Source organism: Paenibacillus borealis, from assembly GCF_000758665.1.
Lineage (GTDB): Bacteria > Bacillota > Bacilli > Paenibacillales > Paenibacillaceae > Paenibacillus_AQ > Paenibacillus_AQ borealis.
On the sequence record NZ_CP009285.1, the window covers coordinates 2,978,101 to 2,996,472 of the forward strand.

The window sequence follows — 18,372 nt, forward strand, 5'->3', positions numbered from 1 at the left end:
TTAATCATGAGCTGGGAGCGGGATAGATGATCAAGCATATTGTATTTTTCAAATTAAAGGACCGGTCACCGGACAAAGTACAAGAGACTGTAGCCGTACTCCGCAATATGGAAGGAAGAATTCCGCAGCTTATTTCTATTGAAGTCGGGGCCGATCTGATTCACTCCGAGCGTTCGTTTGACATTGCCCTGGTCACGGTTGTAGCGTCCATGGAAGATTTACAGGCTTATCAGGTCCATCCGGCACACAAGGAAGTTATCGCTCATATTAACGAGGTCAAGGATGTTTCTGTGGCAGTGGATTACGAGATTTAGGGCGGCAATGGATCTGCAAGGCTGGAACCCATTAAGTACGGAAAGCGGTGAAGGTTATGCGTGAGCTTGAGTATCCGATGGAAGCGTTAACGTATCTGGTTGTTTTTTTGGCGGCTTGCTTCATTATGCTGTTCTGGCTGAAGCGCCGGGGCAAACGCGGGAAGTAGCGGCAGTTCTTGAATAGAAGATTAAATTACCGAGGGTGGAGGGTCAGCAGTGTATTATGTCAACCGGAAGCAAATTGAAACCATACTTGAACAAATCCCTGATCTGAATGACGGTCTCCGGCACGCGGCTTCTTCCTGGGATGGCGGTACGATACTAGGTCTTGTACAGGAACGCTGCCTGCATCTGGCGGTCGAAGTGGTTACGGATGTGGGCAGCTGCCTGATCGACGGGTTTATTATGCGGGATGCCGGAAGCTATGAAGATATTATTTCCATTATTCATGAGGAAAAGGTGCTGGGAGACAGCGTGATCTATCCTGACCTGACCTCACTGGTAGCCCTGCGTAAGCCGCTGGTCCAGGACTATTACGTGTGGGAACGGAAGGCGCTGCATCCGCTGACGCTGGTGCTGCCAAGTGTGCTGGAACAGTTCGCCTCCGAGGTGCGCGGTTATCTGGACAGGGAGCTGGGAATTGAAGTAACGGGGTAAGCTGGCCCGTATGTAGTCAGACAGAAAGGAGGTCCTTTTATGGCGAAGAAGGGTCAGGAAAGCGGTTCGACAAGGCGGATGATTATGACGCTGCTGAAGATGAAAGGGCCGCTGACAATCGGCGCTCTGGCGGAGGAACTGGGAATAACGGAAATGGGTGTCCGCCGCCATGTGCTTCAACTGGAGCAGGAGTCGCTTGCCAAGACCAAGGTGGTACGCCAGGCCATGGGACGTCCTATGCATGTATATTCGCTCACCGAGCGGGCGGAAGATCATTTTCCCAAAAGCTATCACAATCTGGCGCTGGAGCTGCTGCGGGAGCTGGATCACGGGAGCGGGCTGGATGCGGTTAATGTGCTTTTCGAAGGCCGCAGGCGGCGTATGCTTGCCCAGTACACCCCGATGATGCAGAACCGCGATCTGGAGCAGCGTGTTGCCGAGCTGTCAGCGATTCAGAATGCCGGAGGGTATATGGCCGAATGGAGTAAGGAGGAGGACGGTTCGTATGTGATGCGGGAATATAACTGTCCGATCCGCCAGGTCGCTACCCAGTACCGCAAGGCTTGCCAATGTGAGCAGCATTTATTCGAGGAATTGCTGGATGCGAAGGTCACCCGCAGTGAATGTATGGCGGAAGGCGGACAATGCTGCCGTTATGCGATCACTCCGGTCAAAAAGGAGAAAACTTCGGAAAACTCCAAATGATCAGTCACAGGACAAACTCTCTATGCTTATGATATACCAGAACTAGGCGATCGCCCGGGCGGCCGGGCAGAGGCACTTTGAATCCAAAGGAGAGATTGATGATGAAAAAGGATACCAAAAGCTTGCTCTGGGGTGTGCTTGCCGGCAGTGTGGTCGGAACGGTGACAGCTTTGCTGTTCGCTCCTAAACCGGGTAAGGAACTGCGCAAGGATATTGCCGAAGGAACGACTGAAGCGATCGATAAGGTACAGGAAATCGCCGGTCAGGCCAGTGAGAAGACTACAGAGATCTATGGCAAGGCTAAAGAAGCTGTAGTATCAGTCGTCAGCGAAGTCAAAGAGTGGAGCAAAGCCGCCACGGATGCATTTGAAGAAGCTGAAACGGCTACCGTAAGCGGAATTGCCGAAGAGGTTGTGGAAGTCACTGATGCGGTGGAAGCTGTACGGGACGAGGTAGCTGCTTATGAAGCGGCAGAGGAAGCGGCAGTGGTTGAAGCTGAAATCGAAGCTGTGACAGGTACAGATACTGCTGTAGCTATAGCGATCGAGGATGGCAAAAACGCAGAGAAGCTGTCCTAATCTTTATTTAAGAGAGAAGCCGTTTTCCGCCGGCCAGGCGGGAGGCGGCTTTTGCCGTTCAAATATAGGAATGTATATGTTTCACACGATAACTTATGCTTTTGCCCGCCAGGTCTTGCCCCGGCCCGGGACTGCTCCCTGATGAATCCCTTACTTGAACTAAGCCCGTAAATGGGGTATTATCTGCAATTGGGGCTGAAATCCTGGTACACTTTATTCCAGCCTTACATAAGCTACACAAAACAAGTTAAAGGATGCGGTGTGTTCGTGCAGCAAGCAATAGCTATATTAGACTCAGGTGTGGGAGGATTGACCGTTGTCAAGGAAGTGATGCGACAGCTCCCGAGGGAGAAAATCATCTATTTCGGTGACACGGCGAGAGCCCCGTACGGACCGCGTTCGACTGAGGAAGTGAAATTGTTCACTGAACAAATCGTGGACTACTTAATTCAATTTAATCCTAAAATGATCGTTATTGCCTGCAATACAGCAACAGCGGCAGCTCTTGATTATATCTCCGCCAAGGTAGCCATTCCTGTGATCGGAGTGATTCACCCCGGTGCCCGCGCAGCAATCAGCGCAACCAAGAATGGCCAGGTCGGCGTCATCGGCACCATCGGTACGATCAAAAGCGGAGCGTATACGGCGGCGCTGAAGCAGCTGTCCCCGTTTGTCCAGGTGGTCAGCCAGGCCTGCCCGGCGCTTGTCCCCTATGTAGAACAGGGATTATTCCGCTCGGAGGAGAGCCACCTTGCCGTAGCAGAGTCGCTGAACGGCATCAAATACGAGCCGATTGATACTCTGATTCTGGGCTGTACCCATTATCCTTTCCTGGTCGAGCCGATTGGTAAAGTAATGGGGCCGGGAGTCAAGCTGATCAGCTCGGCAGACGAGACGGCACGGGAGATCAGCACCATTCTGTATGACAAAGGCCAGCTGGCGCGCGGGGATGAAAGCCCGATCCACCAATTCTTCTGCAGCGGCGATGCTGAGATGTTCCAGCGGATTGCCCGTGACTGGCTTGGCGAGCAGATCAGCCGTACACCTGTGGTATGGCAGGTATCCTCGATGTAGTTTGAGATATTCTCAGTGGTGAATCGAATAGGGACAAACCCACAGGCATTACAGGGGGCGGACGCTAGAGCCGGGAGCGGGATTCCCGGCTTTTTGTGTGCTCAAATCTTTCATGACATGGAGCTGCTGCTCATATACTAGGCTAGGGCTGTGTCCCGCCTGTATTCGCGGAGAGACCCGGACAGGCTGGAGGGGACGGCGGCTCAAGAGGGCCGGGAGGATGAGACATATGCAGCAATATATTGCCCGCAGGGGAGATACAGTAAGCCGTATAGCCGCAAGACACGGACTGACACCGGAGCATGTCATTCAAGGGAATCCATGGGCTGGAAGCCAGCCTTATTTATATCCGGGGCAGGTGCTGTTCCTGCCGTCTGCTCCGCGTAAGCGTTATGCGGTGCAGGAAGGGGACGATGTACACAGCATAGCGTCCCTGTTCGGTGTGGAGATTGACGAACTGGAAATGCTGAATCCGGGGGTAAGCTCGGGGCGTATATGCCTGCCGGGTAAGGTGCTTGTGATTCCGGCCGCTTCACGCCGTGAGGAAGTCTATCTGCGCGGGGAATACGGACCGGCTGATGTGGAGGCGGATACCGTCAGGCTGACAAGTAAATATCCTTTTGTCAGCACAGAGGTCATCGGCACCAGCGTACTCGGCAAGCCAATCACTCTGCTGCGGATTGGCAGTGGTCCAAGGCATCTGCATGTGAATGGCGCGCTGCATGCCAACGAATGGCTGACAGCGCCAGCACTGATGCGCTTCATCGAAGAGTATGCGTCAGCCTTTGCTTCCGGCAGTGCATGGCATAGTCATCAGCCGGCGGACTGGCACCGGGACTGGACGCTATGGGCCGTGCCGATGGCGAATCCCGATGGCGTCGAGCTGGTGCAGGAAGGTGCGCTGCCGGAGCATCCCTATTACGATGCGCTGATGAAGTGGAACAGCGGCAGGCGCAGCTTCCGCCACTGGAAGGCCAACATCCGGGGCGTCGATCTGGGCGACCAGTTCCCGGCCCACTGGGAAGAGGAGCGTGACCGGCGGCAGGTTCCCGGTCCGGCGCCGCGGGATTACAGCGGGCATGCGCCGCTCTGTGAGCCGGAGGCCGCGGCGCTGGCTGCTCTGGCGGAGCGGATTCCCGGCGATGCTGCCGTATCCCTGCACAGCCAGGGTGCAGAGATTTACTGGAACTACCGGGGCTATGAGCCGCCGGAGAGTAAGCGGTGGGCAGCGGCGCTCGCGGCAGTGAGCGGCTACCGGGCAGTCGAGCTGACCGGCAGCGATGCCGGGTACAAAGACTGGTTCATCCAGCGCTTCCGCAAGCCGGGATTCACCGTAGAGCTGGGCCTGGGCAAGAATCCGCTGCCTGCGGCTGATTTTGAGGATATGGCCCTGGAGACCGGACTTATCCTCGGGGCGATACTCTCAAATTTGAAATAATAATGAAACAATGTCTGCAAATTTGCGTAAGATAGCAGCAAAGGGCACGGCCGCAATCCTCCCTATCGAAACTTCGCGGCTGTATCCTTTTTTCTTGTATTATCGGTTGGAGACAAATCTGGTCCATGGACCCGTTTAATAGGCGCAATAATAAGCGCACAAAGAAATCGTTCCTTAATGAGCTGGCGGGCTGGCCCCCCGACGCTTAAGGGGCGGTTTCTTTTTGTATTGGCTGGGGAGTGTGCGGGGAAATGAGGAGCAGAAATGCCCCTGATTCCGCCGGAAGTGGGCTGGATGAAGAAATGAGGGGTAGAAGTGCCCCTGATTCTGCTGGAAGTGGGCTGTTGAGGTAAATGAGGAGCAGAAATGCCCCTGATTCCGCCGGAAGTGGGCTGGGTGGAGGAAATGAGGGGCAGAAATGCCCCTGATTCCGCCGGAAGTAGGCTATTGGACGAATGAGTTAGACTATTTTTTCCGGAGAATGCAGGTTGGATAGTGGCTTGCGCAAATTTGTTGCTGTCGATACTGGGACGGGTGCTCATTAATGGAATTAAGCGGACTGAGAAGCGCTTATTTCCCGAAAAATGCCAATAATGAGGTTGAAACGGACTGAGAATCCGTTATTTTGTTCATTCGGGCTCAAAATGTGGTATATTCGGACACTTAACGGAATCTGAGTCCGTTTGCCCCGCGATTCCGCCTGATTTGCTCAAATAGCGGAATCTCAGTCCTCATCCCTAGCTGAAGCGGACTGAGGTTTCGCTAAGTACACGTAAAGAAAATAAGTGTTAACGGGGCGTCCATACGACCATATCCCCCACTTCCCCGCACGTCCGGCTCCCTACATACAACCCTATCCCCTTACCTCCAACCGTGCCGAACCCCGCACTCAACCGTCCGCACCTACGTACGCCCATACACACATACTTCCTCATTTCCGTACCTCAACACTCCCGTACCTCAACACTCCCGTACCTCAACACCCCCCATCTCCCCGCACCTCCCCATCTCGTATCCCTTATCTCCCCATCCCCGTACTAAATACTATCGCCAAACTTACACTAGCTTCAGGAATTCCGTACGTAAGCACTTTCGCGTAAGCACTATGTAATTTTCTTTACCAAGTGGAGAGTCAAAATAATGCACATCAAGGCGTATGAAAGCTATACCGTACTCGCAAATGTCTCTTGCTAAAATTAGCGTATAGAAGAGTGGCGGACGGCTTCACGGAAAGAGGGCCGGCCGCCGGGAAAGAGAGGGCCATATGGAGAACGATACGTATACGCTGAAAAGTAAACAGATCCCGCTGAACTCCTCCTACGACGTCATTGTAGTCGGAGGCGGACCGGCGGGCTGCACTGCCGCAGCTGCGGCGGCAAGAGAAGGGGCGCGGACGCTGCTGGTCGAGGCGACCGGGAGCCTTGGCGGAATGGGAACCTCCGGATTGGTGCCGGCCTGGTGCCCATTCTCGGATAAGGAGAAGATGGTCTACCGCGGGCTCGCGGCCAAGGTGTTCAATACTTTAAAGGCACAAATGCCGCATGTGCAGGCGGACGCGATGGACTGGGTGCCGATCGAACCGGAGAAGCTCAAGCGGGTCTATGACGATCTCGTAACGGAGTCGGGTGCGCATGTCCTGTTCCTGACCGCGCTTGCGGATGTGGACAGAGACGACCACGGCAACATCACCACCCTCCTCCTCCTCAACAAAGGCGGCCTGCAAGCCTTCCGCGCAGCTGTGTATGTCGATTGCACGGGAGACGGCGATGTCGCCGCCTGGGCAGGCGCCGAGTACCAGATGGGGGACGAAGAGACCGGCGAGCTTCAGCCGGCAACCCATTGCTTCATCCTGGGCAATGTGGATGATTACGCTTATTTGAACGGGCCGAAGCTGCATGCGGAGAACCCGCACAGCCCGATCCATGAGGTGGTCCGGTCAGGGGAATACCCGGCAATTCCGGACACCCATCTGTGCAATAACATGGTGGCTCCGCGTGCCGTTGGCTTCAACGCCGGGCATCTCTGGGGAGTCGATAACACGAATTCCTTCTCCGTATCCGGGGCGCTGGTTGAAGGACGCAAGATGGCGGCTGCCTACCGTGACATGCTCGCCGCTGTCCACCCCGCGGCCTTCGGCAACGCGGTGGTGATGAGCACAGGCACGCTGATCGGAACGCGGGAATCCCGGCGGATTACCGGGGATTATGTCTTGACGGCGGAAGATTACATTTCCCGCAGAAGCTTCGACGATGAGATCTGCCGCAACAGCTACTTCATCGATGTGCACGGCACACAGAAGGAGCAGCAGAGCGGCGCCGGGTCCAGCCAATCTATCACGCTCTACGGTCCGGGCGAATCGCACGGCATTCCGTACCGCTGCCTTACGCCGCGCGGATTGCGCAATGTACTGGTCGCCGGCCGGTCCATCTCCTGTGACCGCAGGGTGCTTGGCAGTGTCCGGGTGATGCCGGTCTGCCTGGCGATGGGCGAAGCAGCCGGACTCGCTGCAGCACTGGCTGCCGCTCAGACCGGCGGCGACGTACATGCCGTTGATGTCCCCCGTCTGCGTACCCGACTCCGGGAAGAAGGCGGCTACCTGCCGGACATACAAGCTGAAACAGCAGGGGAGAGAGTACAATGAGTGAATCTGCCGTTACCCGGAAGACAACAACAGCCGGGGCACCTTCGAAAACTTACTGGACACGCAAAAGACGGGAGCAGCTGGCCGGATGGATTTTTATCGCGCCTGAAGTGATCGGTATGCTGGTCATCGCCGTGTTCCCGCTGCTCTTCAGCCTTTTCCTCAGCCTGACGGAATGGAATCTGGTCGGAGGCCTGTCCGCGATCCATTTTGTCGGTCTGGACAACTTCATCGAGCTGTTCCGGGATAACCGCTTCCTGCTGGCACTGAAGAATAACGTGCTGTTTACGGTCGGCACAGTGCCGGTCACCATGCTGCTGGGGGTGGTGCTCTCGGCGCTGATCCATAAGAAGCTGTATGCCAAGAGCTTTTTTAAAGTGGCTTTTTTCGTACCCTACATTTGTTCAACGGTAGCGATTGCCGCCGTCTGGCAGGCGCTCTATCATCCGTCCAAAGGGCCGATCAACCAGATTCTGATGCAGATCGGTTTGTCCGAGCCGCCGCGCTGGCTGGTGGATACCAGCTTCTCGCTGATTGCCATTATGATTATTTATATCTGGCAGCTGCTGGGCTATCAGATCATTATCTTCCTGGCCGGCATGACGAATATTCCGGAAGAGCTGTATGAGGCCGCAACGATTGACGGTGCGAGCGGGATCGGACAGTTCCGGCGGATTACGCTGCCGCTGCTGGGTCCGACGACTTTTTTCCTGGCGATTACCAGCACAATTTCGTCCTTCAAAATCTTCGACATGATCAAGTTCCTGACGGACGGCGGTCCCAACTATTCCAGTACGGTCATTGTGTACCAGATTTATGAGGAAGGGTTCGAGCGCTTCAAAATGGGCTATGCCTCAGCGATGTCCTGGGTCCTGTTCCTCATCATCATGCTGGTTACCTCCATCACCTGGATGACACAGAACCGCAAAGTCCATTATTAGTCTACGGCGAAAGGAACTAAGGCAATGACAATGAGAAAATTTAAGACCGGCAATCTGATCTTTACAGCCCTGTTCGCCCTGCTCTCGGTATTCTTTCTGATGCCGCTGGTCTGGATGCTGTCCGCAGCCTCCAAGACGGAGAAGGAGGTCTGGACCTTCCCGATTCAGTGGATTCCCACGGACTGGAACCTGGTAGCTAACTTTAAGGCGGTGTGGATGGGCGACGTCGCGTTTGGACTATTTTATATGAACTCGATCAAAATCGCCCTGATATCCACCATTGCTACAATTGTGATATCGGCCATGGCAGGTTACGCGCTCGGCAAGCTTGACTTCAAGGGCAGAACGCTGATCTTCACCCTGATGCTGGCCTTTATGATGATCCCGGAGCAGGCGACACTCGTTCCGCGCTATATTATGATCAAGGAGCTGGGACTCTACGATTCACATGCAGCGCTCATCCTGATGGGGATGTTCTCCAGTTACTTCACCTTCCTGCTGCGCCAGTTCATGATTGGCATTCATAATGATATGCTGGAAGCGGCCGAGCTCGACGGTGCCGGATTCTTCCGTATCTTCTGGAGTGTCGTGCTGCCGCTAAGCCGGCCGATCCTGGCTACGGTAGGGATTATCAAATTCATCTGGACGTGGAATGATTACCAGGGCCCGCTGATTATGCTGAATTCGACCAAGCTGTATACCATTCCGCTGGGGATGCAGTTCTTCAAGGAAGAGTTCGGCACGCAAATTTCCGTCATGATGATGGCTTCCGTGGCTGCGATCCTGCCGCTGCTGGCACTGTTCCTGGCGCTGCAAAAGCAGGTCATCGACGGAATTGCCATCGGGGGAGTCAAAGGGTAGACGTTATATAGATTGAACTATAAAACTATCGAAGGATGAAGCAACGGAGGGGATTTTGGAACTGTAGGAGCGGAAGCGACCGCCTTTGTCACCGGATTTCTACCGCAAACTGCGGTTTAAATCAGGAAATCTGGAGACAACAGCGGCCGGAAGTCCAAAACTCACCGCAGTGGCGACTTATCCTTGGTTCGAAATTTCAAGTTCAAACTGTATAACGATTACAAACAAGGTCAAAAAAGTGTACGCGCACACCGCAAAGCTGTACACGGTGTGCGCGGGCCTTAGATTGTATAATGAGCCTGCAGACAACAAATCAAGGGGGAATTGCTTTGAAAAAACTATCCTTAGTATTAGCAAGTATGATTCTTATGCTCACCGTTACCGCATGCGGCGGGAACGGCAACAGCAATAATTCGGCCGCCACCGATGCACCGGCTTCGGCTGATCCGGCTGCCGGAAGCAGCAGTACAGACCAGCCCGCAGGCAAGGCGAAGATCAAATTCTACACGTTCAAGGCCGATAAGCCGGAAGAACCGATCTACCAGGCCGTTCAGGCGTATAACGAATCCCAGGATAAAGTGGAAGTTGAGTATGAATCACTGGTTCAGAACAGCGACAGCACAGATTTCATGAAGAAGCTGGATATTCTCGTAGCCGGCGGAGAAGTGGTCGATGTATTCATGACCGGTAATGAGGATGAACTGCTGGAGCGTGCTTCACGCGGTGTTGTGGAACCGCTTAACTCCTTCTTTGAGCAGGAGAGCATCACACCGGAGGATGAATATTCCAAGCTGCTGAAGCTGGATGATAAGGTATACGGCATTCTGCCGAGCTCCACGCAGTGGCTGACGGTCTTTAACAAGGATCACCTGGAAGCAGCGGGGCTGTCCCTGCCCGAGATGGGCTGGACCTGGGATGATTTCCGCGATTATGCCAAGAAGCTTACGACGCCTGAGCATTTCGGAACCTACTTCCACACCTGGGGCGAGTATCCGAACATCATCGCTTACACCGAGAAGCCGCATCCGCAGCTGAGCGCAGATTTGAAGCCGATTTTCGATGATCCGTCCTTCGAGTACTTCTTCAATCTCCGCCGCACTATGGAGAAGGAAGATAAGAGTGTTGAACCGTATGCCGATGTGCTGGCCTCGAATTATCATGTGCTGCAGCAGTTTTTTGCCGGAAATGCCAGTATGCTTGCTGTACCAAGCTATGCTGTCCGGGCGGCGCTGAATCTGGAGAAATTCCCGCATGAGTTCCAGACGATGTACGCTCCGCTGCCGCGCTCCGTGGATACGGAAGAGCTGGGCATGACGAATATTTCCGGCGGCGGGCTCGCTATGGGCGCGAAGTCGGAGAACAAGGAAGCCTCTTATGATTTCATCCGCTGGATGTCCAAGGAATCCTATAAATTCACGAAAGAAATTCCGGCCTTCAAGGGTGTAGACGGAGCAGAGCTAATAAACGGCTTCTTCGGCGAAAATACAGATTTGATCGACACCGCATCCTTATCCAAAACGCTGTTCGATCCGAATATTCAAATGCCGGATACCTTCAGCGTCCCTTACGGCAGTGAGCTGAAAGCGATTGTGGAGAATGGCTTCGCCAGCTTTATCCTGGATAACCGCAGCTTCGATGAGGTCAAGGTCGAAATGACAGCCGAAGTGGAGAAGGTAGTTCAGGCCAATCAGAAATAATGAATTAAGCTAAAGGCGGCAGCGATTATGGATTATAATAGGGACGTTGAATTTACATTACAGTACAAGGTGGATACATTATGAAATGGTTAAGCCGTTTTTCTTTCCATCGCAGACTGCAGTTCACGTTCCTGATCCTGATCCTGCTGCCTTTTATTGTCGTTACCTTCTGGTCGTACACCTCCGTTAGGGAGAATGTGAGTGATAAAATCACACGTGCAGGCGAGGAGACGCTGAAGGTTATCGGGAGTCAAATCGAAAAAACCGTAGACAGCATCTCGTTTGTCTCGGTTTATTTCTCTGAAGCTTATGATCCGGCCGTGCTGGAAAGTCTGCGTTACCTAAAAAACACCGGGAACTTCGGGAACTACGGAGTGTATACCCACTACAATAAACTCAAGACCACGGCCAATATCTTGTCCGTGCAGTCGCTGGATGCCGATCTGCAGATTATGCTGGTCAACCGGGAGAACCGGATTCTGATCGGCAACCAGAATATTCCCGTCTTTTCGGGCCTGCCGGAGCAGCTTCTGCTGGAGAGCAGCAAGCTGAATGAGCAGGAGAAGATCTCACTGCAATGGTTCCCCTACGGCGGCGACCCCTCTGCACCGGATTATTATTACGCTGTACGCTTCATTACCGATCCGCTCAATCAGGAGAAGCTGGCGACGCTGTACGTGGGCATACCGAGCCATTATTTTCATAACCTGCTGGATACGGGCAATAGCGCCAACATTCTCTCCCTGGCCGACGGGATGGGCAGAAGCATCGCAGTCACGGGCGGAGCGGATATCCCGAAGGAGAGTCAGATGCTGGTCAGTGAGGTCCGTATTCCAAAAGTAGGCTGGCTGCTCACCAGCAAGACGCCGCGCAGCTCCATCGACAGCCATATTAACCGCGAGTTTCTGGTCTCAATCTCAATCGTCGGTCTGTTCTTTCTGGCGTTTCTGATCCTGTCCATGCTGTGGGCCGGATATATTAACAAGCCGATCAGTCTGCTGCGGGCAAGCGTCAAGCAGTATGTCGGCGGCAACCGCGCTGTGCGGATTCCGGTCCGGGGCAAGGATGAAGTGGCAGTGCTGTCCTCAGCCTTCAACCAGATGCTGGATGATATGAATCAGCTGCTGCAGCAGGTCGAGAGTGAGCAGGAGGAGAAGAGGCTGCTGGAGCTTCAGGCATTGGCGGCGCAGATCCGGCCGCATTTTCTGCTGAACACGCTCAATTCCATTAAGGTGGATCTGCTGCTCTCCGGGGACCAGCCCCATGGCGCGATGATTGATGCACTGATGAAGCTGCTGCGTGTATATGTTCATGTAGATAAGCCGCTGGAGCTGGCGGAGGAGTGCAAGGTGCTGGGCAGCTATGTGCAGGTGATGCAGATCCGCAACCGGCTGGATATCGCTTTTGAATGTGTGCTGGACGAGAAGGTAGGCGAGGTTATGCTGCCAAGGCTGCTGCTGCAGCCCATTGTCGAGAATGCCATCAGCCACGGCTTCTCAGCACGTCCGGCGAAGCCGGCGATCCGGCTAGAGGCAGCGTTTGAAGACGATATGCTGAAGATCAGCATCAGCGACAATGGCCGGGGGATGCCGGAAGATAAGCTCCAGCGCCTGAACCGGCGGCTGCAAGGAAATGAAGACACGGCCCTGTGGCCGGAAAAAGGGGTCGGACTCGTGAACACGGCGCGCCGGCTGCAGGTGCTGTACGGATACCGCGCGCGGCTGATGGCGCAGGCCGGAACAGAGGAAGGCATGATTTTTACCCTATTTATCCCCGTAACCAGTGAGAAGGAGGCGGTTCCCCTTGATGACCCTGATGCTGATTGATGATGATGTCCCGATGCTGGAATATGTAGAATATCTGCTCGGGTCACTGGGACTGGAGCTGCAGCTGGTGGCTTCGGCCTTCAGCAGTGAGGATGCGCTGGAGCAGTTTCATTCGGTTCTGCCGGATGTCGTCATTATCGACATCGGGCTGCCGGGCATGGACGGGCTGGAGCTGGCGGATGCCTTCCGTATTACGAAGCCGGAGGTGCGTCTGATCTTCCTGACCTGCTATGAGGATTTCCATTATTCCAAGCGGGCCATTCAGCTGGAGGCGGATGATTATCTTATCAAGGATGAATTATCACCTGAACAGCTGAAGAGCAGCCTCAGCAAAGCGATGAGCCGCTTCAAGAGCCGTGAGGAACTGCTGGAGCGTTATTCCTTCCGCCAGGCGATTGAGCGCAATAAGGAAGTGCTGAAGCAGAGCTTCCTGAAACAGCTGCTGTCCGGTGCGGCAGATCAGGAGAATACGCTTGAATTCGGACAGCGCCTCGGGATCTCCTGGAAGCATCCTTATCTGCGCCACGGGTTTATCCATATGGATGCCGCCTCGGTAACCGAGCGTTACCGGTACAAGGATATTCCGCTGATTCATTTTGCCGTGAACAATATAGCGCTGGAGCTGTCCGCCGGAGAAGCCTCCATTACACCGATTATGAGCAGGGACGCAGACATTTATCTGGTCTGGAATGTAGCTGACCCTGACTGCCCGGGGACGGGATTGACTGATTTTATGCAATCCGTGCTGGATAAGGTAGCGCAGTACCTGAAGATTACCCTGCGCGGGTTCTATTCCGGGGCTTCCGCACCTCTACGGAACTTCGATGCGCTGCATAAGACGCTCATGGAAAGCCGCGATCATAACTTCTATCAGGCGGTTACGCCTATTGCTGCTCTTGAAGAACAGGCGAATTTCGGGCAGACCGCTGAATGGCGCGGAGATAAGGAACGCGGGATGCTGTCGCTGGCACTGGAGGAGGGGCAGGCCGCCTGGATTGATCTGGCGGTCAATCAATGGACGCAGCAGGTAACAGCAGACCGGCTGCTGCCCCGGCTGGTGAAGGAAGCCTGCGGCAATTTTGTCCGCCAGATGGCCTTTGAAGCGGGAGGACTTGCCGAGGAGGACTTCTTCACCCAGCTGGAGCAGACGGTTCATATCCGGGAGGCTGCCGGCTTGACCAAGCGGGAGCTGCGGAATCTGTGGAGACAACACACGCTGGCACCAGTGGCGGCGGAAGAGAAGGATATCCGGCTGCAGGAGGTAGACCGCTTCCTGGAGGAGCATGTGGACCAGATGGTGACCTCGACCGATATGGCGGAGCATCTGCATCTGAATGCCAGCTACTTCTCCCGCTATTTCAAGAAGCTGTCCGGTATTAATTTCACTGACTACGTCAATCAGTACAAAATGAATATGGCCATCACCATGCTGGCGCGCCCGCATGAGACCGTGGAGAATGTGGCGTATACCCTCGGCTTCTCCGACCGGGCGTACTTCTCCAAAGTCTTCAAGAAGTACAGCGGCAGAAATCCCAGTGAATACAAAGCCGGGCCGGTTGAAGAGAGCGGCGCTGAGGAATGAAAAGTCAAAACTTTTCACCGGAACAGGCAATCAGGCTGCACGCTCAGGAGCCCTCCATCTCACTATAATGTAATGGAGTCTATGTATAGCTTCAAGGAGGAAGAACGATGAATAGAACTGTGTTTACATTGCCTGCGGAAGAAATCGCTATATCCCGGGAAGTGGATGTGCTGGTTGCGGGCGGGGGGCCGGCGGGCGTGGCGGCAGCCATTTCCGCCGCCAGAAGCGGAGCGCGGACGCTGCTGATTGAGCAGCGCGGCTTCCTGGGCGGCATGGGTACCGTTGCCCTTGTGCCGGCCTTCTGTCCTTACAGTGACGGGGAGAAGGCTGTTGTCCGCGGCATCGGTCTTGAGCTGCTGGAACAGATGAAAGCGGAATGTGAGCCGGAATTCCGGGAACGCTTCGGCGCTGAGCTGGACTGGGTGCCTATCGATCCAGAGGTGCTTAAGCGTGTATACGACGATGCTGTGGCAGAGAGCGGAGCCGGGGTGCTGCTGCATACCATTGCCAGCCAGACTGTGATGGACGAGACCGGACGTAACGTCAAGGGTGTCGTAATCGTTAACAAATCCGGCCGGAGTCTCATCAAGGCGAAGACGGTTATTGATACAACCGGCGATGCCGATCTGGCGGCCCTGGCGGGTGCGCCGTTCCATAAAGGCGGGGAAGCAGGCGAGCTTCAGGCGGCGACTATGTGTTATTTGCTGGCTAATGTGGACCGCAAGCGATTCCTCGATTACCTAAATGAAAGCGGTGACACCGAGCAGATTCACCGGGCGGTGCAGCAGGCCCAAGCGGACGGGAAGCTGCCGCAGGGCCGGGATTCAGTCTCCGGCCTCTCCTGGGTCGCCGATTATCTGGTCGGCGTGAACTTCGGCCATGTGTTCGGCATCGACGGCTCCAGAGCAGAGGATTTGACCCGGGGGGCGATTGAAGGACGTAAGCTTGTCCTCCGCCAGCTGGAATTCTTCCGGGCATATGTGCCCGGCTTTGAACATGCCCATCTCGTGTCCAGCGGAGAGCAGATCGGCATCCGTGAGACGCGGCGGATTGTCGGCGATTATGTTCTGACGCAGGATGACTTCATGAATATGGCATCCTTCCCGGATGATATCGCCCGCAACAGCTATTTCATCGATATCCATATGGCGCGCAGCAGCGGGGCAATGCATATTCATCATCTGCCGCCCGGCAAATCCCACGGTGTGCCCTACCGCTGTATGCTGCCCGTTGGTCTGGATAATGTGTGGGTGGCGGGGCGTGCAGCCTCCTCGGACCGCGTGGTGCAGGGCTCGCTGCGCGTAATGCCCAATTGTTTCGCGATGGGGCAGGCGGCAGGTATGGCGGCAGCGATAGCCGCCGGAAGTGACAGCCAGAGCCGGAAGGTAGATATCACAGAGCTTCAGCGCGGGCTGGTTCAGCAGGGAGCCTGGCTTGGTGAAGCACTGGCAGCGTTATAACTAATTGCGGGAGAGTGATTAGAGTGACACGAACAAGTAAACGGGGCAGATTGCCCATCCTTGGCATAGTTGCATTTCTGCTGTTCAGTCTGATATCCGGAGCATCAGGGCCGGTGGCATCCGCCGCAGGGACCACTTATTACGTAGATTCCGCCCAGGGCAGTGACAGCAGCTCCGGCACCAGCGAAGCGGCGGCCTGGAAGACGCTGGGCAAAGTGAACAGCGTCACCTTCAGCCCGGGTGACCGGATTCTTTTGAAGGCAGGCAGTGTGTGGACTAACCAGTATCTTGATCTGCAGGGCTCGGGTTTTGAAGGGAACCCGATTACAGTAGACCGCTACGGGAGCGGAGCCAAGCCGCTGATAGATTTCGGCAACACAGCCGTGGGCGGTGAAGGCTTCGGGGTCAGATTGCGCAATGTCTCTTACTGGGAGATCAGCAATCTGGAGATTACAAGCGGGCCGCAGCCTACAGATATGCGCAGAAACGGTGTACTGGTCGTGGGCGAAGGAGCAGGGGCGGGGAACTTCCGGCATATCTATATCCGCAATCTCGACATTCACGATATCTTCGGCACGGACCGCAGAACAGGCGGGATTAATATCCATGCCCGTGGAGCCAATACCGCAACGGAGAGTACCTGGGACGATGTTCTAATCGAGAATAACACGGTCATTAATGTGGCGGATACAGGGATTCAGACAATGACGGATGCTTTTTTCAACAGTGCATGGACTCATAAGTTCGATGCTTTCAGCAATGTGGTGATCCGGGGCAATGTGGTAGAGAAAATCCACCGGGACGGCATTCTGGTCAGAGCCGGCGCAGCGCCGCTGATCGAATACAACAAGACGGAATCCATCGGGGAAGCCTGCGATGTGAATACATCAATCGTCAATTACCTAGAGGATATCACTGTCGTTGCGGCGCAGTGGGCTTATTATACCAAAGGTGCTATTTTCCAGTACAACGAGGCCTCCGATACCCGGATGCTTGGCGGAGACGGCCAGCCGTGGGACTTCGACATCGAGGTGCACGACAGTATCTACCAGTATAACTATAGCTATAACAACGAGGGCGGCACCCTGCTGGTCATGAACAACACGAATAATAATATCTTCCGCTACAATATCAGCCAGAATGATAAGGATGCGAACGGGGTATTCCATCTGGTGAACGGCGGCGGCAATCTGTACGTCTACAACAATATCATCTACCGTTCGGGAACGCAGAACAAGGCGCTGACCCATGCGAGCAATACAGGAATGGTCTATTACACGAACAATATCTTTTATAATGCTGCCAGCGGGCAATACACGAACAGCCCGAGAATGACGTATGATCACAACAGCTTCTACGGGTTGAATTCGGGTGTTCCCAGCGATCCTAACAAAATCACCGGCAATCCCGGCTTCTTCAGTCCAGGCACGGCCACAGGCCTCGCTTCGGCAGACGGTTATAAGCTGGCGCAGACCTCTCCGCTGATCAATGCCGGGGCGGTGGTTGCTGGCAATGGCGGTCTCGATTACTTCGGAAATCCACTCTATAACGGCGTGCCGGATATCGGTGTATTTGAGTTCCAGGGTACGATAACTCCGCCTGTTACACTGTTCCAGGATGATTTCGAGGATAACAATTACAGCGGCTGGACGACTTCCGGCGGGGCGTGGAGCGTGGAGGATGACGGTACGAAAGCTTTGACGCAGACCTCAATGTCAGGGGAAGCGCTGGCCTACACAGGCGATGCCTCTTGGACAAACTATACGTATTCCGCCAAAGTTAAGCTGCTGAATGCCTTCGGCAACGCAGGGCTGCTGTTCCGGTATGCGGATGCCTCGAATTATTACATGTTCCGGCTGAATGACTCAGGCGACAAGGCGGAGCTCTACAAAAAAACAGCCGGAACGCTCACGATGGTAAGCAGTGCCAATGTTGCCGTTACGCCCGGCCAGTGGACGGAGCTGAAGGTGACGGTCAGCGGCAGTACGGTTACGGCTTTTGCCGGTGGTACTCAGCTGATCCAGTGGGCCGATACGGCGGTGCAGCCGGCCGGAGGGAAGATTGGGATACGGATGCATTCCAGCACCGCCCGGATCGATGATGTTAAGGTTACGGAATAAAATTTAGCGGGATGATCCGGTCAAATTTTAGTTAAAAATGAAACGATCTCTGCAAATTTGCGTAAGATAACAGCAAAGGGTATGGCCGCAATCCTTTCAACGGGTGCTTGGCGGCTGTGCCCTTTTCTAATGATATAAGCAAATGAAGCAGGGAGGACTATTAATGAAATTCAGAAAACTGTTGTCGCTCAAACAATGGTCTCATATATTCCGCAGCTCCTGGCAGTATATCATTTCACCGAATGTCGCGATGGGAGATAAGCTGCTGTTCACTATTCCGGCGCTGCTGTACTGGGTGCTGCCCGATTTCATGCCGTTTATCCCAATTGATGACATCGGGGTAACGATGCTGCTGATGGGCTGGTTCGTCTCGCGGATGGACCGTAAATACCCGGCGCTGAAGAGTCTAAGATGACGTTTTAGCGAAAATTGTGCTTACATGATCTGATGTATTTCAGCAATATGGTTGCTTTTACAG

The 18,372-nt window shown here is 54.5% G+C and carries 15 protein-coding genes; all 15 read left to right on the plus strand.

The features are described from left to right. Positions 1–26: 26 nt before the first annotated feature. The gene (locus PBOR_RS12265; RefSeq protein WP_042211930.1) at positions 27–314 is read left to right on the plus strand and encodes a Dabb family protein; all 288 of its coding nucleotides are present in this window, start codon (positions 27–29) and stop codon (positions 312–314) included. Positions 315–530: 216 nt separating this feature from the next. Then, positions 531–971, plus strand: a complete 441-nt coding sequence (locus tag PBOR_RS12270; protein WP_042211933.1) for a DUF86 domain-containing protein — start codon at positions 531–533, stop codon at positions 969–971. A 39-nt stretch (positions 972–1,010) separates the two neighbouring features. After that, positions 1,011–1,676, plus strand: a complete 666-nt coding sequence (locus PBOR_RS12275; RefSeq protein WP_042211935.1) for a helix-turn-helix transcriptional regulator — start codon at positions 1,011–1,013, stop codon at positions 1,674–1,676. A 98-nt stretch (positions 1,677–1,774) separates the two neighbouring features. Next, entirely contained in the window at positions 1,775–2,254 is a 480-nt protein-coding gene (locus PBOR_RS35430) for a YtxH domain-containing protein (RefSeq protein ID WP_081972014.1), read from the plus strand. Between the two features lie 267 nt (positions 2,255–2,521). After that, a complete protein-coding gene (gene racE, locus PBOR_RS12285; RefSeq protein WP_042211937.1) occupies positions 2,522–3,328 on the plus strand; it encodes a glutamate racemase in 807 nt (268 codons plus the stop codon). Positions 3,329–3,557: 229 nt separating this feature from the next. Beyond that, complete coding sequence (locus PBOR_RS12290) at positions 3,558–4,766, plus strand: M14 family metallopeptidase (protein ID WP_042211940.1); 1,209 nt, start codon at positions 3,558–3,560, stop codon at positions 4,764–4,766. Positions 4,767–6,030: 1,264 nt separating this feature from the next. Then, a complete protein-coding gene (locus PBOR_RS12295) occupies positions 6,031–7,407 on the plus strand; it encodes an FAD-dependent oxidoreductase (protein WP_042211942.1) in 1,377 nt (458 codons plus the stop codon). Beyond that, positions 7,404–8,348, plus strand: coding sequence for a carbohydrate ABC transporter permease (locus tag PBOR_RS12300; RefSeq protein ID WP_042211944.1), 945 nt, complete (start codon positions 7,404–7,406; stop codon positions 8,346–8,348). Before PBOR_RS12295 ends, PBOR_RS12300 begins: the two co-directional genes overlap by 4 nt. A gap of 24 nt (positions 8,349–8,372) precedes the next feature. Next, a complete protein-coding gene (locus PBOR_RS12305) occupies positions 8,373–9,209 on the plus strand; it encodes a carbohydrate ABC transporter permease (protein WP_042211946.1) in 837 nt (278 codons plus the stop codon). Between the two features lie 329 nt (positions 9,210–9,538). Further along, the gene (locus PBOR_RS12310) at positions 9,539–10,906 is read left to right on the plus strand and encodes an ABC transporter substrate-binding protein (RefSeq protein ID WP_042211948.1); all 1,368 of its coding nucleotides are present in this window, start codon (positions 9,539–9,541) and stop codon (positions 10,904–10,906) included. Positions 10,907–10,986: 80 nt separating this feature from the next. Continuing rightward, positions 10,987–12,732, plus strand: a complete 1,746-nt coding sequence (locus PBOR_RS12315) for a sensor histidine kinase (RefSeq protein WP_042211951.1) — start codon at positions 10,987–10,989, stop codon at positions 12,730–12,732. Continuing rightward, positions 12,713–14,314 (plus strand): helix-turn-helix domain-containing protein, encoded by a 1,602-nt coding sequence (locus tag PBOR_RS12320; RefSeq protein WP_042211953.1) that lies wholly within the window; start codon positions 12,713–12,715, stop codon positions 14,312–14,314. Before PBOR_RS12315 ends, PBOR_RS12320 begins: the two co-directional genes overlap by 20 nt. 107 nt (positions 14,315–14,421) lie before the next feature. Next, positions 14,422–15,774 carry an FAD-dependent oxidoreductase gene (locus tag PBOR_RS12325; RefSeq protein ID WP_042211957.1) on the plus strand — a complete coding sequence of 451 codons (1,353 nt, stop codon included), beginning with the start codon at positions 14,422–14,424 and terminating at the stop codon, positions 15,772–15,774. Between the two features lie 23 nt (positions 15,775–15,797). Then, a complete protein-coding gene (locus PBOR_RS12330; RefSeq protein WP_042211959.1) occupies positions 15,798–17,894 on the plus strand; it encodes a 3-keto-alpha-glucoside-1,2-lyase-like domain-containing protein in 2,097 nt (698 codons plus the stop codon). A gap of 163 nt (positions 17,895–18,057) precedes the next feature. Then, positions 18,058–18,309 (plus strand): hypothetical protein, encoded by a 252-nt coding sequence (locus tag PBOR_RS12335; protein WP_042211962.1) that lies wholly within the window; start codon positions 18,058–18,060, stop codon positions 18,307–18,309. Positions 18,310–18,372: the final 63 nt, after the last annotated feature.

Excerpts from the sequence above, each read along its gene's own strand:
- PBOR_RS12265 (WP_042211930.1), top strand. The coding sequence starts at position 27 with ATGATCAAGCATATTGTATTTTTCAAATTAAAGGACCGGTCACCGGAC.
- PBOR_RS12275 (WP_042211935.1), top strand. The coding sequence starts at position 1,011 with ATGGCGAAGAAGGGTCAGGAAAGCGGTTCGACAAGGCGGATGATTATG.
- PBOR_RS35430 (WP_081972014.1), top strand. The coding sequence starts at position 1,775 with ATGATGAAAAAGGATACCAAAAGCTTGCTCTGGGGTGTGCTTGCCGGC.
- PBOR_RS12290 (WP_042211940.1), top strand. The coding sequence starts at position 3,558 with ATGCAGCAATATATTGCCCGCAGGGGAGATACAGTAAGCCGTATAGCC.
- PBOR_RS12295 (WP_042211942.1), top strand. The coding sequence starts at position 6,031 with ATGGAGAACGATACGTATACGCTGAAAAGTAAACAGATCCCGCTGAAC.
- PBOR_RS12300 (WP_042211944.1), top strand. The coding sequence starts at position 7,404 with ATGAGTGAATCTGCCGTTACCCGGAAGACAACAACAGCCGGGGCACCT.
- PBOR_RS12305 (WP_042211946.1), top strand. The coding sequence starts at position 8,373 with ATGACAATGAGAAAATTTAAGACCGGCAATCTGATCTTTACAGCCCTG.
- PBOR_RS12315 (WP_042211951.1), top strand. The coding sequence starts at position 10,987 with ATGAAATGGTTAAGCCGTTTTTCTTTCCATCGCAGACTGCAGTTCACG.
- PBOR_RS12320 (WP_042211953.1), top strand. The coding sequence starts at position 12,713 with ATGACCCTGATGCTGATTGATGATGATGTCCCGATGCTGGAATATGTA.
- PBOR_RS12325 (WP_042211957.1), top strand. The coding sequence starts at position 14,422 with ATGAATAGAACTGTGTTTACATTGCCTGCGGAAGAAATCGCTATATCC.
- PBOR_RS12335 (WP_042211962.1), top strand. The coding sequence starts at position 18,058 with ATGAAATTCAGAAAACTGTTGTCGCTCAAACAATGGTCTCATATATTC.